The 24450-nt window shown below is 64.4% G+C and carries 20 protein-coding genes and 1 pseudogene; 6 read left to right on the forward strand and 15 right to left on the reverse strand.

All coding sequences use genetic code 11. The features are described from left to right. Positions 1-10: 10 nt before the first annotated feature. Positions 11-169, reverse strand: a complete 159-nt coding sequence (locus BLR66_RS19205; RefSeq protein WP_176943827.1) for a hypothetical protein — start codon at positions 167-169, stop codon at positions 11-13. 98 nt (positions 170-267) lie between these two features. Continuing rightward, positions 268-471 (reverse strand): hypothetical protein, encoded by a 204-nt coding sequence (locus BLR66_RS09805; protein WP_143014611.1) that lies wholly within the window; start codon positions 469-471, stop codon positions 268-270. Between the two features lie 184 nt (positions 472-655). Here BLR66_RS09805 and BLR66_RS09810 point away from each other — a divergent pair, with 184 nt between their 5' ends. Continuing rightward, on the forward strand, positions 656-1657 hold the full coding sequence (locus BLR66_RS09810) for a 5'-nucleotidase, lipoprotein e(P4) family (protein ID WP_093285029.1): 1002 nt from the start codon (positions 656-658) through the stop codon (positions 1655-1657). 188 nt (positions 1658-1845) lie between these two features. On the opposite strand, the gene BLR66_RS09815 is transcribed toward BLR66_RS09810, so the two are convergent. From BLR66_RS09815 to BLR66_RS09830, 4 genes and pseudogenes are all read right to left on the reverse strand, one after another. After that, the gene (locus BLR66_RS09815; RefSeq protein WP_093285033.1) at positions 1846-5079 is read right to left on the reverse strand and encodes an autotransporter outer membrane beta-barrel domain-containing protein; all 3234 of its coding nucleotides are present in this window, start codon (positions 5077-5079) and stop codon (positions 1846-1848) included. 219 nt (positions 5080-5298) lie between these two features. Next, entirely contained in the window at positions 5299-6306 is a 1008-nt protein-coding gene (locus tag BLR66_RS09820) for a DUF2272 domain-containing protein (protein WP_176943828.1), read from the reverse strand. A gap of 119 nt (positions 6307-6425) precedes the next feature. After that, positions 6426-6686, reverse strand: a pseudogene (locus BLR66_RS19315) (HupB); the annotation flags it as partial. Between the two features lie 87 nt (positions 6687-6773). Beyond that, entirely contained in the window at positions 6774-7343 is a 570-nt protein-coding gene (locus BLR66_RS09830) for a dihydrofolate reductase family protein (RefSeq protein WP_093285043.1), read from the reverse strand. Positions 7344-7575: 232 nt separating this feature from the next. On the opposite strand from BLR66_RS09830, the gene BLR66_RS09835 reads away from it, so the two are divergent. Then, the gene (locus tag BLR66_RS09835; protein ID WP_176943829.1) at positions 7576-8142 is read left to right on the forward strand and encodes a transposase; all 567 of its coding nucleotides are present in this window, start codon (positions 7576-7578) and stop codon (positions 8140-8142) included. A 41-nt stretch (positions 8143-8183) separates the two neighbouring features. Here the strand turns inward: BLR66_RS09835 and BLR66_RS09840 are convergent, their stop codons facing one another. The 3 genes from BLR66_RS09840 to BLR66_RS09850 all read right to left on the reverse strand — a co-directional run bounded on the left by BLR66_RS09840 (position 8184) and on the right by BLR66_RS09850 (position 11237). Next, complete coding sequence (locus BLR66_RS09840; protein WP_176943830.1) at positions 8184-9320, reverse strand: GGDEF domain-containing protein; 1137 nt, start codon at positions 9318-9320, stop codon at positions 8184-8186. A 442-nt stretch (positions 9321-9762) separates the two neighbouring features. Then, complete coding sequence (locus BLR66_RS09845; RefSeq protein WP_093285056.1) at positions 9763-10371, reverse strand: hypothetical protein; 609 nt, start codon at positions 10369-10371, stop codon at positions 9763-9765. Positions 10372-10604: 233 nt separating this feature from the next. Next, positions 10605-11237 carry a TetR/AcrR family transcriptional regulator gene (locus BLR66_RS09850; protein WP_093285060.1) on the reverse strand — a complete coding sequence of 211 codons (633 nt, stop codon included), beginning with the start codon at positions 11235-11237 and terminating at the stop codon, positions 10605-10607. Positions 11238-11375: 138 nt separating this feature from the next. Here BLR66_RS09850 and BLR66_RS09855 point away from each other — a divergent pair, with 138 nt between their 5' ends. Together BLR66_RS09855 and BLR66_RS09860 are read left to right on the forward strand one after the other, a co-directional pair. Further along, the gene (locus tag BLR66_RS09855) at positions 11376-12407 is read left to right on the forward strand and encodes an MBL fold metallo-hydrolase (RefSeq protein ID WP_093287706.1); all 1032 of its coding nucleotides are present in this window, start codon (positions 11376-11378) and stop codon (positions 12405-12407) included. Positions 12408-12441: 34 nt separating this feature from the next. Beyond that, on the forward strand, positions 12442-13368 hold the full coding sequence (locus BLR66_RS09860) for an SDR family oxidoreductase (protein ID WP_093285064.1): 927 nt from the start codon (positions 12442-12444) through the stop codon (positions 13366-13368). Between the two features lie 17 nt (positions 13369-13385). On the opposite strand, the gene BLR66_RS09865 is transcribed toward BLR66_RS09860, so the two are convergent. Further along, positions 13386-13580 carry a DUF3606 domain-containing protein gene (locus BLR66_RS09865; protein WP_093285068.1) on the reverse strand — a complete coding sequence of 65 codons (195 nt, stop codon included), beginning with the start codon at positions 13578-13580 and terminating at the stop codon, positions 13386-13388. Between the two features lie 389 nt (positions 13581-13969). Next, positions 13970-17125 (reverse strand): discoidin domain-containing protein, encoded by a 3156-nt coding sequence (locus tag BLR66_RS09870; protein ID WP_093285072.1) that lies wholly within the window; start codon positions 17123-17125, stop codon positions 13970-13972. Between the two features lie 217 nt (positions 17126-17342). On the opposite strand from BLR66_RS09870, the gene BLR66_RS09875 reads away from it, so the two are divergent. Then, on the forward strand, positions 17343-17732 hold the full coding sequence (locus BLR66_RS09875; protein ID WP_093285076.1) for a BlaI/MecI/CopY family transcriptional regulator: 390 nt from the start codon (positions 17343-17345) through the stop codon (positions 17730-17732). A gap of 3 nt (positions 17733-17735) precedes the next feature. Continuing rightward, positions 17736-19601, forward strand: a complete 1866-nt coding sequence (locus BLR66_RS09880) for a M56 family metallopeptidase (protein WP_093285080.1) — start codon at positions 17736-17738, stop codon at positions 19599-19601. 80 nt (positions 19602-19681) lie between these two features. Here the strand turns inward: BLR66_RS09880 and BLR66_RS09885 are convergent, their stop codons facing one another. The 4 genes from BLR66_RS09885 to BLR66_RS09900 form a co-directional block, all read right to left on the reverse strand. Next, the gene (locus BLR66_RS09885) at positions 19682-21721 is read right to left on the reverse strand and encodes a hypothetical protein (RefSeq protein ID WP_093285083.1); all 2040 of its coding nucleotides are present in this window, start codon (positions 21719-21721) and stop codon (positions 19682-19684) included. Further along, positions 21718-22467, reverse strand: coding sequence for a PP2C family serine/threonine-protein phosphatase (locus BLR66_RS09890; RefSeq protein WP_093285086.1), 750 nt, complete (start codon positions 22465-22467; stop codon positions 21718-21720). The genes BLR66_RS09885 and BLR66_RS09890 overlap by 4 nt, the downstream gene beginning before the upstream one ends. 3 nt (positions 22468-22470) lie before the next feature. Further along, positions 22471-23154 carry a vWA domain-containing protein gene (locus BLR66_RS09895; RefSeq protein ID WP_093285089.1) on the reverse strand — a complete coding sequence of 228 codons (684 nt, stop codon included), beginning with the start codon at positions 23152-23154 and terminating at the stop codon, positions 22471-22473. 110 nt (positions 23155-23264) lie between these two features. Next, positions 23265-24425 (reverse strand): serine hydrolase domain-containing protein, encoded by a 1161-nt coding sequence (locus BLR66_RS09900; RefSeq protein WP_093285093.1) that lies wholly within the window; start codon positions 24423-24425, stop codon positions 23265-23267. Positions 24426-24450: the final 25 nt, after the last annotated feature.

Below are 24450 nucleotides of genomic sequence, written 5' to 3' on the forward strand. Positions count from 1 at the left end.
ACGCGTCCGTTCAGGGTTTTCCTTCGCGCGCACCTGGCTCCACTTCCGGATCGTTGCGTTCCTCGCCCGATCGTTTTCCCGGCTGCTCTCCCACTTCATGTGGCGGCTCAAGAGTCGCATCGGGTTCGGCAGGGTCCAACTCCGGGGGAAGGTGATTCTTGACGCTCACGGCCGCACTCCATGGAAAATAAAATCGCCATGTTCCCTTACCCGCATTCGTATCATCGCGGCGTGAAGATGAGGTGGAGGTCGGACAGGCCTCCAGCGTTATTCGTCGTAGTAATCGCCGCCGATGATGGTGCAGATCTGGGCCTCGGTGAACCCATGGAAGCGGCGGCCTCCAATGGTGTTGCGTTTGGCGAACAACTTGCCGCTGGCCGGGGTGCGTTCGCGTTTTTCCTGCAGCAGCCATTTGGCGTAGTCGTTGGTCAGGTTGCGCGATCGGATGGGGTCCAGTTTCAATCGGGGCATCGCCTGGGTCCTGAATAAGGGTGGCGACAAGGCTACCTGACCTGGAGGCCGGCGGGCGCCCGCACTGCCTGGATGCCCCCCCGTAACGTAGTCTTTCGGTGTCCGACAGACGGCGCAATCTGGCGTGACCGCTCATGTGGGATTCCCTCGTTGGCAAGTTTACGGGGGTCGATGGGAGATCCTTATGAAATCGCTATTACTAATCTGGGTGATTTTTTTGCTCCTCCTGGGATGTGAGCACACACCGACCAAAAGTCAGAGCGTTGAAAGCGTAGAGGGTCCCGGCGGAACAGACGAAGCCAATGCGCAACGTTCTCGCGAGATCCTCTACGCTACATTGTGGATGCAGCACAGCGCCGAATACCGGGCCGCTGCCCTGCAGGCGTTCGAAGGTGCCAGAGCGCAGCTGAAAACCGCGACCAAGTGCGGTACGGCCGAGGCCGGGCAACTGCAGCAGAGCAAGGGCACGTGCGGCGCGAAATCGCCCTGGGCGAAACGTCCTGCGGCCATCATCTTCGATCTTGACGAAACCCTGCTGGACAATTCCGCTTATCAGGCTTTTCAAATCAAGCAGCGCGAACTGTACGACGACGATCGATGGGAAATATGGGTCAAGTCCGAAGAAGCGCTGGCTATCGCCGGAGCGGTGGATTTCGTCAAGGATGCTTCCAAGGCAGCCAGGATCTATTACGTGACCAACCGCGAGTGCAGGAAGCCGATAGACAAGGTAAAAGACGAACTGAAACTGCGGGCGGATTGTCCGCAGCTGCTCGACACCATGTCGCGGATGGAAAAGCTGGGGTTTCCCAAGGCCAAGGATCGCTCCGCGTTCTATCTGAAGGGCATGTACGCCGACCTGCAATCCAAGGAGGCGATACGCCAGAAGATTGCGACCAAGCATCGTATCGCCATGCTGGTCGGCGACAACTTGAAGGACTTCGTCGAGAGTCAGGCCGTTTATGCGGACAACGAAGCCAAGCTGGCGCCGTTGTGGGGCAAGCGCTGGTTCATCATTCCCAATCCTGCGTATGGTTCATGGCCAGATGTGCTCAGTGCGGATGCCGATCAGGAGGTGTCCGAAGCGTGCAGCCACCTGGCAACAAAAAAGGAGAAGGATTACTGCGCCTATCGACCGGAGTACGAAGCAAGGATGAACAAGCTCAAGGTGTGGTTTCCGCTGGAGTAGGCACTTCGGGGGATTCTCTCTTCAGCTCGGAGAATCCGACGGAGTGCGGGCCAGGCTCGATGCGTTCGAAGACGATGGTTATGCGCGCGTCCTAACCCCGATACGACTCGGCGACGGTACCGTGGTGGACGCCTACCTTCATTGCCTTAGCGGAAATCGATTGCCGCACCGCCCGGAGGCGGTAGTGCCTACCAGCTGTGCCGAAATCCCGCCTGCACGGCCCAATGCCGCTTCGTTTCCATGCCCGAGGCCACGGATGCTTCGAAGAACAGCCCCGTATTCTTGCCGCTGAAGCCCACGTCGGCGCCCAGCACGAGTTCGCCCCCCGTGCCTTTGCGCTTGGCCGTCTCCGGCACGATGCTACCCCCATCCATCGAGGCGGTGATATCCAGGTTGTCGCCGAAGTAGTGCAATGCCGATGCCCGCGCGTACACATTGCCTTGCCGCCGCGTTCCCTGCAGCTTCCTGCCGAAGGCGACGCCGACTCGTGCGAACGAGCTATCGAACCTGTCCTGATCGATACGCACGCCATTAAGCGTGGTGTGCTGGCTGTCGCGGATGACGCCCACCGACAGGCCGAGCTGCGGTTCCAGGTAGTAAGACTTGGAAAGCTGGAACGGGTATCCCCCTTCGGCATAGAGCTGACCCGCTTCGGTCCGGTACTTGCCGGCGATTTCGCGGCCCTGGGAATCGCGCGCGGAATATCGGTTCTGCAGCGCCGAAGCGCCCGCCCCGAGCAGCACATAGGCGCCACTGTCGGCGCTCCAGCGGCCGTACAACCCCAGCGTGGTTCCGCTCAACTCGCCACGGCCTTGCGCGTAGCGCGCGGTCGACCGCAGGTGGCTTGCAGTGAAGCCGATTGCGGCGGACGAGTTGGCCAGCGCGAAGCCATGATCCGCGCCCAGGGTCAGGCCACTGTAGTCCTGGCGATAACGGCGGGAATATGCGGTCTTTGCGGTGAGTTCGCCGGTATCGGCCCTCACCCACACGCCCGATTGATCCGCGATATTGTCGCGCGTCTGGCCACGCACGCGTTGCAGCGAAGTCTGCCCGCTGATCTTCCACAAGTTGGCCAGGCTGTCGGCCGCATCGGCGGCGGTCTGTACCGTTTCCGAGGGCAGGATGCCGATGTCCCCGCCGCCGCCGCCGCCGTCACCGTCACCGTCACCGTCACCGTCACCGCCCGTGCCGTGGATGGTGATGCCGGTCAGCAAGATCCGCTTTCCATCAGCGCTCAGCGCTACTTGCGGGGTGTAAGCGAACTTCACCAGGTCGTTTTCGTAGGTTCCGCTCCATTCGCCATCCAGGCCTGCGACTGCCGAGAACGTGGCGCTTCCGCCCGCGGCCGCGCTCGCATCGACGATGGCGAGCGCCGCATCGGCCTGAATCGACCTGCCGTCGCGGACGGCCGCGGCGTTGACCCAGGAAGTGTCGTCCAGCACCGGGTCGTAGACGATTCCCACGCCCTGCGTGCCGGTGGCGGAGAAGGTTCTGATGCCGCTGCCGAACACGATCTGGTCGGCACTGGCCGTGCCCTTTATGCCGGTGATGTCGCTGAGCACCAGAAACCGCGCGCCGTCGGCCAACGCCACGGTGGCGCCGGTACTGGTGCTGCTGCTGTCGATCAGCAAGGTGCGATACGAATGCGTGGGGACAGACGCGGGCGAAAAGGTTCCCCAGTACGCGGCCATGTCGATCGCACCGCCGTTGCCAAAGCCAAGGGATCCGGAACCGAAATCATTGCTCAATGTGCCCGTGCCTTGCGGGATCCACGTTGCGCCGTTGGCGAACGTCAGATCGGCCTTGCCGACGCTGAAGCCGGTGGCGGTCTGCAGGCCGCCGACCGAGCCGCGCAACCAGGAATCGGAGGTATCCAGGTTGAGGTCGACCGAGCCGAGAAATCCGTTGCCTGTGTTGCTGGCGGTCACGATATCGCCGTCGAGCTGCACGGTGTGGCCACCGGCCTGGTTGACCGCGACGCTCGCGTTCTGCGTGTCGAGGGGCACGCTCCAGATCGAATACGCAGCGCCGGTGCCGCCCGCGGTGGTCGACACGGTCAGGCCGCCGGCGACGTTGACAGTGCCGAAGTTGCGGATACCGTACACGTCAACATCAGCACAATTCGGGTGGTCGGGCGGGTTGCAAACGTTGGCGACGGTGAACGACACCGGCGCGGTGGGCGAAGTGAAGTCGATGGTGCCCGTGCTGACCAGTCCGTAGGTTTCCGTCTCCGAGGCGACATCGACATTGACGGCGCCGTTGAACGTCATCACCGCACCGGGCGAGCGGTCGTTGCTGAGGCCGGAGGGCTTGCCGAACGGCGTGTAGCCGTTTTCCGGCCCTTCGCTGCGCACGCGCACGTCGATATTACCATTCCAGGTCATCCGCGCCCGCCAATGCGTGTTGGCGATCCCATGCGTGGAGCGGGGTCCCTGGACATTGACCGTGGTGTCGCCGTTGACTTCCATGTTCCCCTGGTTGCGCACGCCGAATGCGGTCGAGCCCATCGCGACCGTGGTCAGCGACAGGTCGCCGTTCACCGTCAGCCGGCTGCCGACGCCATCGTTGTAGATCGCATGGGCGTTGTCGCTGGGCCAGATCGACAGCGCCGAGATGGTGGTGTCGCCGTTGAAGGTTATGCGGCCATCGGAGCTGTAGACCGCATCGAGCGTGCCGCGGCTCTCGGCCAGGATCGTGGTCGGGCCGTTGAAGATGATGGTGCTGGTTCTATCGGCCCAGACCGCACGCGCATGGCCCTGCGTACGGGCGTGGATGTCGGTGGCGCCGTTGAAGGTCGTGGTGCTGCGGCCGCGGCCGATCACTCCTTGCGCACCGTTACCCCGGACCGTACCGAAATCCAGGTCGTCGGCGTTGGTGGAGATCCTGGTGTTGCCGTTGACGGTGACCGTATTGCCGTCGTTGAGGATGCCGACCGCGCTGCCCACGGTGCTGCTCTCGCCGCGGATCGCCGACAGCTCCAGCCAGCCGCCGCCGACCACGTCCAGCACGACCGGCGGGTTGCCGCCGGTGACGGACATGGCAATCACGTCGCGGTCGACGCCTTCCAGCGCCACGTTGTCGCCATTGGCGAAACGGTAGTGCAGGGCCGTGCCATCGGAGCTGAGGTCGTAACCAGGGACGTAGCCTCCGGTACCGCTTGGCTTGTCGTGGTCGGCCACGCCGGTGATGGGATCTTTATGCTCGGTCGCGTGCACGGTCGTGGGCCGCGCGACCACGCCTGCGACCAGGGTGGCGGCGATGGAAAAGGAAAGCTTCTTGCGGCGGCGCGCCTTGCCGATGCGTTCGGCCTCTTGGCGTGCGTTTTGGATTATCGATTCCTGCCAAAGCGGCGGTAGTTGCTTTTGCCGTTCAACGCCGCTCGTCGCAGGCTGCAAGGCCCGCTTCTGTTGTATGCAGGTCATCGATTTCCCCAGTATCCGAAAGCCGTGGCCACGATGGCCAAGCCCAACGGCAGCCCCTCCCAAAGCCGCGCGACTGAAAAAATAGCATGGCCATTTCCAATGGCTGAAACCCGATGGCTGGATTGTCGATGAGGACAATGCGATCGTGTGACCGTCATCGCATTGCGCCTGGCGATAGAAGTCGGAGAACTTTTCCCCAGCCTCACCTCTTTTTGATGCCTAAGGTTCCCCGGTCGGCGGACACCGCGGGACGCCCGACCCCACCACGCATTGCACACAGCAGGTTGGCGCCTGCGTAGGCAACGGCTCGGCAGGAACCGGGGCGAGGCTGGACGCGCCCGGCAACTTCGCCAGGACATCTGCGGGTTTGAGCTTCAGCAACACCGCCCAGTCCTGGCGGTTGACGTTGCAGGCCGCCTCGTTGTCCGGCGCGCACAGCGACTCGCCGCCATTGCGGTACGGCAAGCCCCAGAACTCGCCGTTGCGGTTCAAGGGCAGCAATCGCATGATCACGGCTTGTTGCACATTACCGCTGATCAGGTAGGCGGTATTGTCGTTGCCGGGGTTGGCAGCCACCACGATCTCGCAGTGCATCTCCAGACCCGCGCTGCCCGCGCTCACCACCGAAGACAAACCTTCGTAGCCGTACGTGCGGTTGCCGTTCCGCACGTAACAGAGCATGTCGCCGGCCCCGGGTTTGGCATGCGCAGGATCGACGAACTGATAGGCGCTGGTTTCCGGACGCTGGTAAGCGTCGCGCACATAAGTGATATGGCTGGCCGAAGCGCGGAAGCCCGGTACGCCGGCCTTCCGCATCACCCAGGAAATGAAAGCCGCCGACCAGGGGTTGTCGATGACGAAACCGCGGCAAGCGGGCGAAGGATAGTTGCCGGCGGCGGCGCCCTCGCACTCGCTGGCGCCTGGCAGTTGGCCTACCTGGCGCAACACCCCGCTTTGCTGCCAATAACCGGCTACCCGACGCCAAGCCTCGGTCTGGCCATCGCCCAACGGCTGTGCTTCGGCTTCGGTGATCGCGCTGTTGGCGATACGGCCGTTGCGATCGATGAAGGGCCGGTACCACAGGCTGTGCTCGTGGCAGGCGTAGGCGGCGATGCGGGTGGCGACCTCCGGTGCCGCCCGCTGTTGATCCAGGCCTGGGCATACATCGGCGGCATTGGCCGTGGCCGAGGCCAACATCAGAATGTGGAACACGATCCATACGCGCATCGGCACGCTCCTTGGAGGAAGACAGGTTTCCCCTGCGCGCATCATGCCGCAAACGGAGGTGGGTGCGCCTGCCGTGTTTTTCGAGTCGCGCTAGGAGCTGGCGGGCAGTGCCCGCCCTACTTCTTGCTGGTGGATTTTTTGCTCGCGGTCTTCTTGGCCGTCTTCTTGGTGGTCGATTTCCTGCTCGCGGTCTTCTTGGCGGTTTTCGTCGCCGTCTTGCGGCCGCTGCCCTTGGCGCCGCCGTCCTGCTTGTTGACGGTGGCCCAGGCGATCCGTTCGGCGGCCTCTTCCGAGCGTCCCTGCTCGCGCTCGCTTTCCTCGATGTGTCCGGCCTGTCGCTTCTGCTTGTCCGAATAGGACGATTTGTCTCCACGCGGCATTTCGCTCTCCGACTGTGAGAAACGTCACGAGGCTATGCGCAGAAGCGTGATCCGGCGATGAAGGCCGCAGGCGTTGGAGAGTGGAGTTCACCGCTCGATGGCGTACTCCAACACCGCGAGCCCACCGGCGAACGACTTGGCGCTGACCAGGGACAGACGGCGTTCGCCAAGATCGGCGGGCGTGAAGGAACGGCCGCGACCGATCAGCACCGGCACGATCCGCAGACGCAGCACGTCGACTTCGCCGGCGCGCAACAGCGCATCGCACAAGGTCAGGCTGCCCCAGAGGATCAGGTCGCCGCCGATGCGCGCGCGCACTGCGCGCACTGCCTGCACGCCGTCGCCGCGAAGTATTTCCACGGTGCCGCCATCGCCCCATGGCGCGGTCGGCAAGGTCGAAGACACGACGAACTTGGGCAGGCCGTTGATCGGGCCGGCGACGCGTTCGACATTCGCATCGGCCTTGGGCCAATAGTCGGCGAACATGCGGTAGGTCGTCGCACCGAACACGATCGCGCCGACCGTGGACATCATCCGCATCTGATCGGGCTCTGCGTCGCTGAAATCGCCCGCGGGATAAAAGAAGCCGATGCCGCCGTCTTCTTCCGCCGCGTAGCCGTCCGCGCTGACGATCTGTTCCACGATGATCTTGCCCATGTCCGTCTTTCCCGCTGCGTTATGGAAGGGAACCCTGCCTCTCCCAGGAACGACGAACGGGCGCGTGCGGAATCGACAGTAGCGTGCCACGCGCGCTCAAGACCTCGTAGAATGCCGTCGCCCCCAGTGCAAACCGCATTGCCGTACCCGTATCCTATGCCGCCGTTGGAATATGACCGCTTCGACGGCGGCAACGCGTTGTTACCCGCACAGCATCCGCTTGGGGAAGTCGATGGTTCAGCGTTCCAGAGACACTTCCAATACCGTCGTTGCGGCAGGAATCTCGCACTCCAGGCAGGACGATCCTCCTGAAGGCCAGTTGCCGGTCCGCAGGTGGTATTTCCTGGCCTCCCGTCTTCCCGGCCAGCTGGCCACCAAGTCCATCGGTGGACTGAGCACGCGCAGATTCATTGAAGCGGTTCTGTGGATCGCTGCAACCGATTCCACCTGGCCCCAGCTGCCGAAGTCCTACGGCAATTTCCACGCCGTCTACCAGCGCTTCGCCCGATGGGCGCGCCTTGATGTCTGGGATTACGTGAGCACATGCCTGGAAGGCGACCCGCGATTGCCTGCGCTGCAGCGATTGGTCCGCCAACATCTCGAGATACGCCGCAGGCGGACCAAGCCTGCCGAGCAGCTCGCTGTCGCAGAAACGGTTCCGTCCCCCGTAGTGGCTCCGACGGACAGGATCAACGAACTGGAGGCGCGGATAGCGAGAATGGAACGGATACTGCGTGCGGTGCTGAAAGCGTTTCCTCAGGTCGCAGAGGATTTCTCCGAACTAGGGAATGGCGACTGATCGCTCGGCGCCTGCAGAAATAAACGTCTTCCGCAGCGCAGTCAGAGCGCGTCCCTGATCGACGCCAGCGCCGATTCCTCGCAGCAGACCCGGTTGCGGCCGCCGGCCTTGGACCGATACACCGCGCTGTCGGCGGCCTGATACAGCGCGTCGTCGTCCTCATGCAGATTGCTGTCGAATTCTGCGACACCGATGCTGGCGGTCATGTTCAGCGCGATGCCATCCGGCGCGATGGGGTGCTCCAGCAGACTGACGCGGAAGCGTTCGGCGCGCTGCCTGGCTGCTGCCAGATCCTGGCCCTGCAGGATCACGCCGAATTCCTCGCCGCCGACTCGCGCGGCCAGATCGCCCGGTTCGTTGAAGCTGCTTTTCAGGCGCGCGGCGATGGCCATCAGGCAGGCGTCGCCGACGATGTGGCCATAGGTGTCGTTGATCTGCTTGAAGTGATCGATGTCCAGCAGCAACAGGCTCAGCGGCTGGTCGTTGTCCCTGGCGCGCACGGTCGCCGTTTCCAGCACATCGGCGAATTGGCGGCGGTTGGCCACTTCGGTCAACGCATCGATGCGGCTTTGCCGCGAAAACAGATCGCGCTGATTGCGTAGTTCCTGATCCAGATCCAGCCGCTGCTGGTATTCGGCATAGCTGCGCAACAGCGAGATCACCACGTAGACCAGATAGATCACCATCATCAGCCCGTTGGGCCGGTCTTCGGGATTGATCCAGAGCAGCAGCAGTCCCGGCACGCACAACAAGGCGATGCCGGCAAAGGCGAACCCGCGGCGCATGCTGAAGGCGTGCGCTATCGCCGTGGCCAGGCCCAGGGTGAACAGCAGCGCGGTGACGCGCGCCGGCCCGAATCCGGCATCGAGTGTGGCCCAGCAGAACAATCCTCCCCATAACGCGGTAGTGAGCAGCACGATGCCCCAGTGCAGGCGCAACCAGCGCGCAATGGCGGGAACTTCGCTGCCCTCGGGCAGTGGACGATGCAGAAAGCGCCAGACCGTCAGTCCGATGAAGGCAAGCAGCAGGCCCCAGCTGAGCGCGGGCGCACGCGCGAAGGCGTTTCCGTAGATGCCGACCAGCAGCCACGACGCCGCATAGAAAGGCCCGCCCGTCAACGCGCGTTGATAGGTGTCTGCCATCTCCTGGGTAAGCCGGCGGGTCTGTACAGGGTTCATCGGAAGATCCATCAATGGGACTGCGCACGCCTTATTCGTGGCGTTTCCTTACAGCACACGCAACTTGAGTGCCATTCCTAAGTCATTGAATATCGCCGTTTAATCCCGCCGAATGCCGGCTTTCTGTGGCTATACGTCACTTTGTGACGCAAGCACGGGCCGCATCACCCGGCATGAACATGCGGCATGGAAGGGTGGCGGTTCGACCGCAACGCAGGAGCCATCGCCATGGCCGCCTCCAAGCAGAAGCATCGACCCGCACCGGAAAGCGGCTACCGCGAACAGCACGACTCGCGGGGACAGCCCGGCCAACACCAGAACAAAGACGGAAGACAGCTGCCGGAGAACGCCGACCCCGGCAAGCCGAAGCCTCAGGAGCCTGAGCAAAGGCCAGCCAAAAGAAAACACGCGCCCAAACCAGCCCCTTAATTCCCCTGCACGATCAACCGTCGTCGGATTCCACCGCCACGCGTGTATCGGTTGCGATCCAGTTGACCTCCCAGGTCTTGCCGCCATCGGCCGAATAGGCTTGTTCGAAATGGCAGGAAGTCGGAGTGATATCGGAAATGACGAAACGCACCAGGATGTCGCGGCCGTCGAGCGTCTCCTTCGAATAGAACTCGCCACGGCCGTTGCTGAATCCCCCGATCGACGGCGGACTCAACGTGCCGCTCTTGATGTTGGAGAAGTTGAGGCTCCATTGGCGCGCTTGCGGATCGTACAGGCGCAACGACAGCCCTTCGATGCGACCCGCAGGACCTTGCACATCCAGTTCCACCAGATTCGCGCGGCCCCCGAGTATTTTCCTGACCACGGTGGTGCCTTCGTACTCGACCCAGGTTTTCGAACCCGACAGCGGATCGACCAACCGCTTGAGTTGCGTGCGCCAGCTGCCGATCTCGAAATCGAAATCATGCTGTCCGTCGCGTTGCGTTTCCGACGCTGGTGCATGGGTTGCGGTTGCTGTCTGGGCGGCCGCGGGATGGGGGGCGACGACGGCCAGCAAGCCGAGCCACAGCAAGGATCCGAAACCAGCGCGAGGGGTTTCCATCTGGGCGACTCCTGACGTCCGGGTAGGCGGACGATTCCGGTCATTCTAGGAAAACGGCTGTGAAGTGCGGTATGCAATTCTTGCTATCAGGCGCGCTGTGCTTCTGTCGCCAAATTGGTTGTTCGCCTGCGCTACTCCGCCGCACCCTCACCCCAACCCCTCTCCCGCGGGGAGAGGGGCTTTTTGAAGACTCCACCGCGTACCTGGACGCAATGACGTGCCGGCAGCGCAGGTCAGTCTTTCGCGTAGTGGCCCAGGAACATATCCACCGCCGAGGCCGCCACCTGTTCCTGCATCTCAGCGCTCAGCGGCGGTGCGCCCATGGTGATCTGCGGCCAGAAGGCGAAGCTTTTCACCAGCCCCTGGATCTGGTGCGCGGCGAAGGCCGGATCGAGCGGCTTCAGCCGTCCATCGGCCAGCGCGGCGCGGATCCACACCGTCACGCCTTCTTCTTTGTTGCCCATCCGCGCCACCATGCTTTGCGCGCGTTCGGGCGAATGGATGGTTTCGGCGATGGCCACGCGCGCCAGATCGATGAAGTTGGCGTCGTCCAGCATGCGCAGTTTCTGCCGCAGCAATTCCAGCAACTGTTCGCGCAGCGGGCGATCGGGGCGGTAGGCCAGGTCGATCAGGGCGGTGCTCTTTTCCCACAGCTGCACCAGGATCTCGGCGAACAGTGCGTCCTTGCTGGGGAAGTGGTTGTAGACCGTGCGCTTGGAGACGCCGGCGGTGGCGGCGATGCGGTCCATGCTGGTCGCCTCGAAGCCATTGCCCCGGAATTCGTCGATGGCCGCCTGCAGGATGGCCAGGCGCTTGCGGTCGGTCAGGCGCTGCGGGGTGGGGGAGAGTTTGGAAGTCGGGCACATGCGGCCATTTTACACCGGGGGGTTTACTTTTGAAAATAGGGAACTACACTGTGCAGTGTAGGCAACGCCCCCTCACTGCCCGTGCCATCAATCATGAAATTCCCCTTCCGCTCCCTGATCCTGTTTGGAATCCTGACCATGACCGCCTGCGTCCTCCATGCCACCTCCCGCACGCCCGCTTACCCGGACTCTCCGCAACTGCACGAGGGCAAGTTCCGCAACGATGTGCCCACGCCGCCCACCGGTTTCCTGAAGGCCGTGCGCCTGGCCTGGAACGTACTGACCAACAAGCCGCGCGACACCGTGCCGGCCGGCGCCCTCCCGCTGCAGGCCCTGACCCGCGCCGAACTGCTGGCCGCGCCCGACCGCAGCCTGTTCCGGCTGGGGCATTCCACCGTGCTGCTGAAACTGCGTGGAGAATTCTGGCTGACCGATCCGGTGTTCTCCGACCGCGCCTCGCCGGTGCAATGGGCCGGGCCCAAGCGCTTCCATCAGCCGCCGATCTCCCTGGCCGAGCTGCCGCCGATCAAGGGCGTGCTGCTGTCGCATAACCATTACGACCATCTGGATCGCGCCGCGGTCCTCGCGCTCGCCAGCAAGACCGAACATTTCCTCGCTCCGCTGGGCGTGGGCGACACCCTGATCGAGTGGGGCGTGCCGGCGGACAAAGTGCAGCAGTTCGACTGGTGGCAATCGGCCACCGTGGACGGCGTGCGTTTCGTGGCCACGCCGGCCCAGCATTTCTCCGGACGCGGTCTGTTCGACGCCAACGAATCGCTGTGGGCGTCGTGGGTAATCGTGGACGACGATCTGCGCGTGTTCTTCAGCGGCGACACCGGCTATTTCGACGGCTTCAAGGCCATCGGCGAGCGCTTCGGTCCATTCGACGTGACGCTGATGGAAACCGGCGCCTACGACAAGCAATGGCCGCACGTGCACATGCAGCCGGAGCAGACCTTGCAGGCGCACCTGGATCTGAAAGGAAAGTGGCTGATGCCGGTGCACAACGGCACTTTCGACCTGGCCATGCACGCCTGGCACGAACCGTTCGACCGCATCTCCGCATTGGCTGCGGAAAAGGGCGTGAGCCTGGCCACTCCGTCCATGGGTCAGCGCTTGGATCTGCAGCGACCGCAGGCGGGCGAAGCCTGGTGGCTGGCGACGCAGTGATTTCTTCCCGCACGGAATCGAGAGAAAAGAAGTCATGAGCGCTTGGACCACCCACGACATTCCGCCGCAAAGCGGAAAGATCGCCCTTGTCACCGGTGCCACGGGCGGTTTGGGTTACGAAACCGCGCTCGCGCTGGCCGATGCGGGCGCCGACGTGATTCTGGCTGGCCGCAACGACGGCAAGGGGCGCGCTGCGCTGCAGGCGATCCGCGCCACCATTCCTTCGGCGCGGCTCCACTGGGAGACGTTGGATCTGGCCAGTCTTGCGTCGACAGCCGACTTTTCGAAGCGCATCGCGGAACGGTTCCCGCGCGTGGATACGCTGGTGAACAACGCGGGCGTGATGGCGTTGCCGAAGCGGAAGACGACAAGCGACGGTTTCGAAATGCAGTTCGGCACCAACTATCTGGGCCACTTCGCGCTGACCGCGCGATTGCTGCCGTTGCTGCGGGCCAGCGATGGCGCGCGGGTGGTGAGCTTGGCCAGCCTGGCGCACCGCCAGGGCAGGATCGACTTCGGCGATCTGCAGGGCGAGCGGCTCTATAAACCCGGAAAGGCCTATTGCCAGTCGAAGCTGGCGATGCTGATGTTCGCGTTCGAACTGCAGCGCCGCAGCGATGCGAACGGCTGGGGTCTGAGGAGCAATGCTGCGCATCCGGGATGGGCGCTCACCGATCTGATCGCCAACGGACCTAATTCGGAAGGGGGGCAGTTCGTTCTCAACGCGTTGAGCGCGGTGTTAAAACCCTGGCTGAGCCAGTCCGCCGCTGCCGGCGCACTGCCCACGCTGTTCGCGGCCACCTCGCCCTTGGCCGCCGCTGCCGGTTACTACGGACCGAGCGGCTTTTACGAACTCAAGGGCACGCCGGCACCGGCGAAGATATCGGCACAAGCGAGCGACACCGGAGTCGCCGCGCGCCTATGGGAAGCGTCGGAGCGGCTGACCTCGACGCGTTTCTGATCCATGCGCCGCGCGCCTCAGCCAGCGAGCTGGGCTTTGTATTTCAGCCAGGCTTCCACCTGAGGCGCGGAGTCGCCCACCGCGTCGATGGCCTGCAACAGCTGGTTGCGGGAAACGCCCAGTCGGGTCGTCCAGTACTGCACCTGCTGTTGTTGCTGCAGCGAAATATGGTGGGTGATGTCGTGGCCAGCATCGTCCGGTTGGTCTGTCATAACGGCTCCAAAGGCTGGATTCGGAAGGGCCGGAATTACGCATGCGCCGACCGCATGCGCATGCCGATATTCGGCATGCCGCCGTGAGGACGGCGTGCACAAACGGGGTGTCCGCTTTATGCGGTTCAGGTCGTTAACAAGGCATGCGTTCCCGTGGCCGACGGCGTCACGGCCGGCTCACGGGAGAGGTGGAAGATGGGCCGGGAAGGTAGGCGGGAAGGGTACTTTTATGAAGACATTGAGAGCCGCATGCTTCCTGTGCCTGGGGATGATGCTGGGAAGCCTGCTTTCCGCGATCTGACGTCCGCTGCGGGCTGAGCCGTTTCTGCGGAGCGAGCCCAGCAATCGTCGCGTTGAGTCCGACGAATCCCAACCACCGTCAGACGCCTTCACCACTCCGCAACCAATTCCTTGAACGGCTTGGCCAGGCGAATGCCGTTGGCGTCGAAGTCGGTTACCTGTTTCCCGTCGATGGTCACGCGCACGGGTTTCTGGCGGTTGGGCCAGCTGACCGACAATGCGGTGTCCTTGCCCAACCCCGATCCGAGCTTCACCCGCAACTGCTTGCCCGACTGGCGCGCGCTCATGCTCAGCGAACCGTACATGGTGGGCAGATCCTCGACTTTCAGACCTTCGCCGGCCACCCACGAAGGCGGCGTGCCGAGCAACAGCGCCAGGCGGTCGTCGTCCTCGTGCGCCAGCATGCCGAAAATGGTGCGCGCGTATTCCGCGCCGATCCATGTGTGCGGCATGTCGCCCAGGTAGCCCGGATAGCGCAGACGAGAATGCACTACCTCGGCCAGCACCTGCCACGGCAGCGGACGGCGGTGGCGCAGCAGATTCATCAGCAGTTCGTCGGCTTCCTGCGGCTGGTTCAGGTGCATGTAGGTCAGCACGTTGCGCATTTCGTACGGCGTGTACGCGTACAGCGCCCCAGGCTGGTCGCGCGAACGCACATCAGCGAGATAGCGCTCGAAAGTCAGCTTCAGCGCCTCCGCCGGCATCAGGTCCTGCTGGCCGGCAGGATCCAGCCCGATCGAAACACTGGTCGGGTCGCCGCCGCCGGTGTCGGCATCGGCGGGAATGAAGTCGGAACCCTTCCACTTCATCGTCGCGCGGATCGAAGCGGCCACCGATTCACGCAGCGCCGCGTATTGTTCGCGCGCCCACTTGGCGGTTTCCGCATCGCCCCACTGCTCGGCCAGCCACGCGCCGTCGTGCCAGCCCTTGAGCGCCCAGTAATCGTCCCAGTAGCTATGGGTGGGACTGGAATAGCCTTCGTGGCTGATCGATGGCGCGATGATGCCGTGGAAACGTTCCGGCGCCGGCCGGTCGGCCAGATAGCCGGGCACCATGGTGCGCTCGCGCAGTTCCTGCGTGAACTTCATCGCGCGCTTCACCACCTCCTGGTAGTCGCGCACGCTGGCCGCGCCGCCGTCGTAGCGCGCGGTGTCGGCGACCAGCGCGATGAATTCGCCCTGGCTGTCGTATTCGATATCGCTGCCGAAGCCGGTGTTGACCGTGCCGTCCTGGTTGAGGATCGGCGACACCAGTCCGTTCGCGTGCACGGCGTGGTCGGAATACCACTTCAGGTAGTCGCGCGCCACTTTGGCCTGGCCTACGCGCAGCAGTATCGACGCGGTGGCGGCGCCGTCGCGGATGAAGGAACGGTTGTAGTTGCGCGGTCCCGGCTGCATCGCCGGTCCGGTCTGGTTGAGCAGCATGTACGCGCCCTGCGCGCGCAGCATGTCCACCAGCGAATGGTCGGGCAGCGATAGACCCAGTTTGCCGAAGCGCGAATGCCACTCTTGCGCCACCTGCGCAGCGACCTTGTCGAAACCCGCGCCCGCATCGCCTTTCGCGCCGACCAGCGCCGCGCGGTCGACCGCTGGCGCCTCCGGCAAAGCTTCGGTCTTGGCATCCGCACGCGAAGTGCCGAGCGGGAACGCCAGCACCACGTCGCGGTGTTCGCCCGCTGCGAGCTTCACTTTGTAGTCGAGCAACGCCGCGGCCAGGCCGTCGGCATCGCTGGCCTGCAACGACGCGGGAACGGTGCCCGCGGCGATGTGGGAAGTGATTTCGCCTTCGCCATGCGCACCGAACGCGGACGCGCCGCGCGCATCGGCGGGCGTCAGCGCGGTCAGCAGCACGCGGCCGTTGACGCGCACATCGGTGCGATCGGCGGCGCCTTCGATGGCGATTTCGCGGATCGGCGATACGCCGCCGTGCTGCCACGGCGGATTCACCTGCAGCGGACGCAAGGCCAGCGCGAGTGTTCCTTCGACCGGTCGCTGGCCGGTGTTGCTGACGCGGTAACGCGTGAGCGTCACCGGTTGGCCATTCTGTTCGACCGCCATCGCCTCGACGCGCACCTGCACGCCCGCTTGCGCTTCCCATTGCACGGTGGGCATCGGCATCCAGCCGTCGCGCAGCGAATGCGTGCGCTCGACATTGTCGGCGATGACCGCGCGACCGTCGGCGCCGCGCCAGGTGGCCTGCACCAACGGCGCGCCTTTGTAGGCTTCCAGGTTGCCGTATTCGTCGAAGATGGATTTCTGCATGCCGGCCGGAATGCCGACCACGGTCCAGTACACCTGCTGCTGGTGCAGCGAAGAGGGGAAAAGTTGCGAATTCGCGCGCGCCGCCACCACTTCATAGCGGCGGGTCGGCGTCATGATCCGTTCCGGGCCCAGCAAACGCAGGCGCTTGATCATGGGCGCCGCGCCGTCGATCTCGCCTGCGCTCAGGCGCAATGCCGAAAGCGTACGCACTTCGCGCGCGGCGAGGTTGGAAACATCGCCCTGCGATCCGGGATCCTCCGCCAGCACGATCCATTTGCCGGAAGCATCGCGGCCTTCCAGCTTGGCGCCGTTGCGCGGACCTTCCCACCAGACTTCCAGACCCGGGGTCGGCAGCGGGCGGCCCAGGGCGATATCCAGTTCGCGCGTGCCCGCCGCCTGACCCTTGGCCTGCAGTGCGCGCGCCGGTGCGTTGCTCCACAGCGCCTGCGCATTGTCCTTACCGGTCAGATTGACGATGCGCGCCGCTTCGCTGGGCGAAAGCGGTTCGAACTCGAAGACCGATACGCCCCAGTCGGCGGTCTTGGGCAGGCTGGCCAGGCGCACGTAGCGCGCTTTGGCTGTGGGGAAGAACAAATAGTCGGTGAATCCGCGCGAGTCGTTGCTGATGTAAGCGTCGTGCCACTGCTTGCCGTCCACCGAGGTCTGGATGGCGTAGGACACCGCGAAACCGCTGTCCCAATGCAGCAACACGCCGCCGACCTCGGCAACCTTGCCCAAGTCCACCTGCAGCCAATGGTCGGCGCTGAAAGCTCCGCCCCAGCGGGTCTTGGGGTCGCCGTCGATCGCGTGGGAAGCGGCCAGTGCCGGCACCTGCAGCGAGGAGCCGGTGGCTTTCCACTGCGAACGCGGGGGCAGGGCGTCGCCCTTGGCCAGGGCGACCGAGGAAGACAGGAACAGCGCCGACAGCAAGGCGAATCGCGACAGCCTGGCGGCCGGGGATGGGCTCGGGAATTGGGTGGTCACGTGGGTTTCCGCATCGATTGCAGGGGATGAAGCCGTGAACGCCGGGCTTCGCGTGGCACCGGATACTAGTGTTGAAAACGATTACATGCGAGCCGCAGTGCACCACGCCCGGCCGACCGTTCGTCGTCTAGGCCCGGACCCATGACTTTCAACCTGTTGACTACACATGTAGTCATATGCATGATGACTACATGTGTAGTCACAAGGCGGACGAAGTATGAGTCGCAAGAGCATTGGTGATCAGGAGCTGGCCCTGCTGCAGCACATCGCGGAACACGGCGACGCGTCGGTAGGCGAGGTGGCCACGACTTTCGGCGAGCCGCGCGGGCTGGCGCGTTCGACCGTGCTGACCATGATGGAGCGCCTGCGCGCCAAGGCTTATCTCAAGCGCAAGCAGGTCGATGGCGGCGTGTATCGCTATTCCACCACCGCCCAGCAGGACGATGTGGTGCGCAACGCGGTCGGCAGCTTCGTGGAAAAGACGCTACAGGGTTCGGTATCGCCGTTCGTGGCGTGGATGTCGCAGCGCACCGAAGTCAGCGACAACGAGCTGGCCGAACTCGAGGCGCTGGTCGCCACCCTTCAATCCAAACGCAAGGAGAGTTGAGCCATGGCTCTGGAATTCGTTTCGGAAATCCTGCTGCCGCGCCTGCTCGCCGCCAGCGTGCAGTCCACGCTGTTCGTCGTTGTGGTCTGGGCGCTATGCAGATCGCTGCCGCGTCTGTCGGCGTCCGCTCGCGCCGGTCTGTGGTGGCTGGTGGCGCTGCAACTGGTGGTCGGCGTGCTGTGGTCCAGTCCGCTGGCGCTGCCGCTGCTTCCTGCCGAAGTGGTGGAACAGGCCGCCGCCGTACCCGCACGAGTGACCGTGCTTTCCACTGCGCAGGCAATAACAGCCGTACCGCCGATGGAAAGCGCATCGTCGGCGCCATTCGCACCGTCGTCCTGGTCGTGGCCGGTCGCATTGGCATGGCTGTGGTTGCTGGGGCTGAGTTTCATGATCGCGCGCACTCTGAGTGGTTATCTGGCCACGCGACACCTGCTGCGCGATTCGCACGCCTGCAAGGACAGGACGCTGCTGCATGCCCTGCAACTGGCGGCCGAAGCGCACGGCCTGCGCCGCATGCCGCATCTGCGTTTATCGGCGTCCATCGATTCGCCGCAGCTGATCGGTCCGTGGCGGCCGGTACTGCTGCTGCCTGCCGACCACCCGCAATCGATGCACGCCGACGAACTGGACATGGCGCTTACCCATGAACTGGTCCACCTGCAGCGCAACGATCTGTGGTGGGGCCTGTTGCCGGCGGTCGCGCAGCACCTGTTCTTCTTCCACCCGCTCGCGCATCTGGCCGCGCGCGAATACGCACTGGCCCGCGAAGCGGCTTGCGACGCCGCCGTGCTCGCCGGCAACCGTCATTGCGCCCACGCCTACGGACGCCTGCTGGTTCGCCTGGGCGTCGCTCCGCGGCCCAGTGCAGGTCTGGCCAGCGCTTCGCCGACCTTCCACATCCTCAAGAGGAGACTCGTCATGCTGCAGAACACCGCTTCCACGCCGCGCGTCGTCGCGCTGGCCATCCTCGGGGTGGTCGCCGTGCTCGGCGTGATGCCTTATCGCATCATCGCGGCGCCCGCGACCGCACCACAGGCGCCGATTGCGACTACGCCTAAGCCGTCGCCCGCGCCGGTTGTTGCGCCGGCTCCACGCGTCGCGGCCACCCAAGTACCGGCCCCGACTCCCGTCGCCGCCGAGACTCCGGAGGTCAGTCCGGCCGCCGAAATAGCACCCCCGCGACGGATTCCCGCGCCTCCGGCCCCACCTGCTCCCGCCTCGGCGCCGGCTCCTGCGATGCCGGCCCCGCCCGCGCCTCCCGCTCCGCCTGCCGCAGCGCGGATCACCCGCGGCACCTTCCATTTGTCCGCAAGCAACAACGAGGGTTACGTACTACTGCGTGAGAACAACAGCGTGATGAACGGTTCGACGGAAGATCTGCGCGAAGCGCAGCGTCTGCAGCGCAACGGCGAGGAGCTGCTGTGGTTCCGCAGGGGCAATACGAAATACGTGGTCCGCGACCCCGCAACCCTGGAACGGTTTCGCGCCAACTACGCGGAGGTTGCGCGACTGGGCGAGTCGCAATCGGCGATCGGCAATCGCCAGAGCGGCATCGGCAACAAGCAGGCCGCCATCGGCAACAAGCAGGCCGAGCTCGGCATGAAACAGGCCGAACTCGCCTCCCGGCTCGCCACCCGGCAGATGCGGGAAAGCGAAGCCGACGCGCGCATGGCGGAACTGGACCGCCAGCAGGCCGTGCTGGACAGGCAGCAGGCCGAGTTGGATGCGCCAATGGCGGAGCTGGATCGCCAGCAGGCCGAGCTGGACAAGAAGATGCAGGCTGCCGATGCGCGCGCCGAGCAGCGGGCGAGGCAGCTGATCGACGAAGCCGTCTCCAAGGGCGTCGCGCAGCCGTTGAAGAAGGGCTGATCCCCGGGCGCCTGCTCTCGGCAAGGCATCTGCGTCTGCGACTCCCAGTCTTGTCCTAACGGACCAGATTGGGGGCGGCGCTAGGGAGGCGTCGCCGATCCGTTGCGTTCTCTGGCGGCTATCTGCCTGGCTTGTTCGTTCAACTCATGAAAGCGGCGTACATCGATGCCCAGATAGGCGATGGACGGAAACTGGAACCGACGGCGAACGGTTTCGGCCTGTGCATCGTTTTCGGCAAGGGTCTCGGCAATCGCGAAAGCCCCCAGCATCTGCTCATCGTCGCTGGCGGTGACGCCCAGGCCGTACCAGGCTCTGGGGTTTACCGAATTGGCCCACAGCGCCCGTACGAAATAGTCGCGTGCCTGGTCGCGGCGGCTGTCCAGGAGCGCCATCCAGCCGAGCTCGAAAGCGATGTCGTGCGCGTAGGGGTCATGCTCCAGGACGCGTTGCAATGCGGAGACAAGCGCCTCGCGCGCCCGCTGATTTTCCCACTCTTTGGTCGATGCGGACAGGTAGACGCTGGTGGCGCGGGATTGCTCGCCACGGGACCAGGAGGAAGAGCGATCTGTCGATTGCCCATCGTTGCGAAGCGATGCCACTGCATTGGCCAAGTATTTTCCGTCGCTTTGTCCCGCATGACGCGCCAGGCTGGCATAGACGTTGGCCTGGGTCTGCAATTGCACGGCGTCCGGCGCCGCGCCTGCCAGTCCCATCAGCGACGATGGGTATTCCGGCTGGGATGGCGGAGGCTCTTCGCGAGCGATTGCGATCTCAGCAGGCACTGGCGAGCCTGCATAGGGGCGTGACCTTGCCGCTTTTTCGCTCAGGTTATCGAAGAAAACAACGCAGAACACGACGATCATAAAAACGGCCTGGATACGGTTTTTCCGGCTCATCCTCCCGATCATCCGAACCAGAAAATTCGAGGAGGCAGGCGCTGCTGGTACCGGATGCGGCGGCGTAGGCAGGTATCGGAACGGCGGGCGGGGTTTCCGGCCTGGCCTGGCGGTGCGCAAGGGGGCGGGCGTCGTCGGCGCAGTACGGGCCGCGCGCGCCTGCTGCTTGCGGGTGTTGGTCAGCAGCGATTCGCGCGCGCAAGCGGCGCAAGCCTGTCCCGCAAAATGCTGGTGCGCAGCTTGTCTGCCGCATACCGCCAGCCGCTGCGTCGAACGTTTCGCGTATGCCCTCAGCAGATTGCCCCACTCCGCTGCCGAAGGGCGTAGCGAATGGCCCAGCGCGAACGCGCGGTCGAACATCTGCCGCAGGTCGGCAGGCATTGCGGTATGGCCGCTTCCCGGATTGGCGGCGATGCCCGCATTGGCGCGCAGCCCATAGGCATACCAGTTGCCCGCTATCCGGCCTGGAATATCGGTAGGCACACGATCCGATCCGGGCCGTCCGGAATAGGGATGAATGCCGAAATTCAGCAGCTGGAAGACGATCACCCCCAGCGCAAAGCGATCCTGTTGCTCCTCGCCCGTCGGGACGATGCCGTGCGCATGGAACTCGGGCGCCAGATAGTCGATGGTGTACTGCGGCGCCGGAAACCGCTCGCCATGGCCCTGCACGCTGAAGCCGTCGCAGTCCAGCATCGCCATGTACAGCGAACGCGGATAGAAGCGCAGGTTGACGGGTTTCATGTCCACCACGTAGTGGCGCTGGCGGTGCAGTTCGGCGATCACCGAAGCCAGGTTCGCGGCCAGGGTGATCTTGGCTCCCAGCCCGGTCGGCAGTCCCGCAGCGCGTGCCTGCCGCTCCTGCATCACCAGTTCAAGCTCGCTGGTCGCGGCCACGTCCACTGCCGGCATCAGGAAGCCCAGAAAGCGGCCCCGATCGTCGCGCAACGGCGACTGCGGCCAGGCGATCTGCACATAGCGCCGTCCGCTTTCGTCCAGCTCCGGCAACTGCGGCGACAGCTCGAGCATCGCCGCCACCTTGCGTTCGTACAGCGCAACGTCGATATCGGCGTGATAGATCTTGGCCACGCTGCGGGCGTCTTCCCGCAGCAGATACACGCTGCCGGCACCACCGCTCTTGAGCATCTTGGCCAAGGTCAAGCGGCGGCCGTCGCCGGTCCGCACCTGGCTGCCTTCGCGGATGCCGGCGCGCTCCGCGCTCATTGCCTCAGCGCGATCAGCAGCGTCTTGTCGTCCGAAGTGATCCGGTAGGTGCGGGGGTCGGCCAGGGTGCCGAGCAATGCGGCGCTGCCATCGCTTTCCGAAGCAGTGGAAAGGAAGCGCTCCACCGGGTCCATGAACGGTGCGTACAGCGCACCGTTGCCTTTGGCCATTACGAAAGGCATGGCACCGTCCGACATCAGCACCGCGCAGGCGATGGCATGCGGAATCGAGGTCACACGTAGGTGTTCCTGCCAGGCATCGCCAGTGACGAAGTAAGTTTCGTTGGCGTACTCGCCGTTTTCCGGCAGCGATAGGGCGCAGTCGGCCGCATCGGCGCCGCGCACCGCGCCCAGGCCATCGCCGATATGGAAAAAGAATCCGCCGTCCGCATGGGTCAGCAGGCCCACCAGCGTGCAGGAGTAATCCGCCAAAGCGGTGTTCTCGGCCAACGCACGGGCCTCCAGCGCGTCGCGCGCCGAGGCGACCACTTCGATCACGATCGCGCGGAACGCTTCGATATCCGCCGCGCCGTCATCGGCGCCCACGCGTTGCGACAGGTCGCTGACCACGCGTGCCGACACCATGGCCGCTCCCTCGTGGCTGAGCGCGTGCGAGCCGGCGCCGTCGCAGACCACCGCCACCAGCCTGTCGTCCACGACCGCATGCGCAAACGCATCCTGACAAGGGATATTCGCATCGATATGGGATTTTCCGATCGCCGCAGCGGCGAAGACGCGCCAGGACATCGATCAGGTCGGCGCGCTGGACCAGCTGTCGGCCGCCGGCAACTGCGCCTGGCCTCCCGGCCTGGCTTGCGATACGACCTTCATGCTTGCGCTGAGCCACAGGAACAGTTCCTGGAACTTCAAGCCATCCAGCTTCTTGACCGCCGCCGCGCCCTTGCTGCTGAACTGCCCCAGGCCATCGGCATTGGCGCCGCTACCGACCGCCAGCGGAAACACCGCCACCTTATTAGCCTGTTCGGCGGCTCGGCAACGATCGGCCGCGCCTTGCCAATCATCGGTCGGCTGGCCATCGGACATCAGGAACATCCATGGCCGGGTATAGGCGATACCGGCGGACTTGAAGTTCTGCTTCTCTTCCTCGATCTTCGCCAGCGCCATATCCACCGCCTGACCGGTAGGTGTCGTACCCGAGGCTTCAAGCGCGGGTGCGGTGAAGTCCATCGCGTCCTGCCAGTCGCCAACGACCTGCGCGTTGTCCATGCCGCCGTATTCGACCAGCAGGATGCGCACGCGCTTGGAAGCGATCGCGTCGTTCTTCAACTCTTGTTCCAGAACGCGCAGCCCTTCGTTGAGTTGCGCCATCGGCGCACCGGCCATGCTGCCGGAGCAGTCCAGGACCAGCACCAACGGCGTGCGTTGCTCGGTGTTGTCCACCAGGGCGACGTCAGGAATGGCGGTCTGGTTCATCTGGTTCCCCTGTATGGATGGCAATTGCGCGCTGGAGCCAGCGCCGGGTCAATTATGCATGAGGACACCGGGCGCCGTTGCGGCGACGGAAAGACGGCGGACTGTCGCACTCAGTCCGGCTTCCAGAACTTCTTCTCGCCGTACTCCCACGTCCACGGCACCCCGGTTTCGCCCAGCAAAAAACCGACCAGTTGCGGGAAAGCGGCTTCGGCGCGCACGTCGTTGGCCAGTATCACCACGCAACGGCGGCCGCGTTGCACGCAGACCCAGGTGTTGCCGGTGCTGTCGTTGTGGCCGCCCTTGAAAAAGCCGGCTCCCTGCGGACCATCGAACACGACCACGCCCAGTCCTGCGGCCAGGTCCTTGCGCCGCTTTTCGACCGGAAGTTCCGGCTGCAGCGAGGGGAACTGACTGGCGGTGGTGATCGGCAGTTGCGCCTTCACCAGTTCCGCCGCTCCCTGCGCGGACAGGCCTTCGCCATTGATGTACCCGGCGGCCAGACGCGCCATGTCGGCGATGGTGGTATCCATGGAACCGGCGGCGCGCACCTTGCTGCGTTCGTCGTGCGGCTCGATGCTGCCGTCCTCGCGGCAGCCATCGGCGAGATTCCTGGCGAAGTCCGCCCGCCACATCATGCCGGTATCGGCCATGCCCAGCCGGTCGAACACGCGCCGCTGCATCTCCGCGCCCAGGTCCAGGCCCAGCCCGCGTTCGATCACGAACTGCAACAGGATCATGCCGTCGCCCGAATAGGCGTAACGGCTGCCCGGCGCGAAATGGAAATGCAGTTTCTCGTCCGCTTCGACGAAATAGAAGTTGGCGAAACCGGCGCTATGGGTCAGCAGGACGCGCGGGGTGATCGCGCGCCAGCGCTCGTCGCCGGCCAGGCTGGACCAGGGCGCGTAGGCGTCCTCGTCCGCGTATTCCGGCAAAGGCTTGGCCAGGTAATCGCCGATGGATCTGTCCAGGTCCAGTTTCTTCTCTTCCACCAGTTGCATCAGGGTGTAGGCGAACACGGCCTTGGTCAGCGAGGCGCCGTACATGATGGTGTCCGTCTGCAACGGGTCGCCGGCGGCATTGCGCACGCCGTAGCTGCGTACGCGCACTACCTTGCCCTCGTCGATCACCGCGATCGCCAGTCCTTTGGCTTGCGTAGCCCGCATGGCGCGAGCGGCTTCGGCGTCCAGCGCCGCTTCGGTGGGAACAGCCGCATGCGCGGCCTGTAAACAAAGCAACGCGATCAAGTCGGGGAAAAGCCGCCAAAATCCCATCGAATCCTCTCCGCTTGCAATGCGA

The organism is Pseudoxanthomonas sp. CF125 (assembly GCF_900104085.1).
Taxonomy (GTDB): domain Bacteria; phylum Pseudomonadota; class Gammaproteobacteria; order Xanthomonadales; family Xanthomonadaceae; genus Pseudoxanthomonas_A.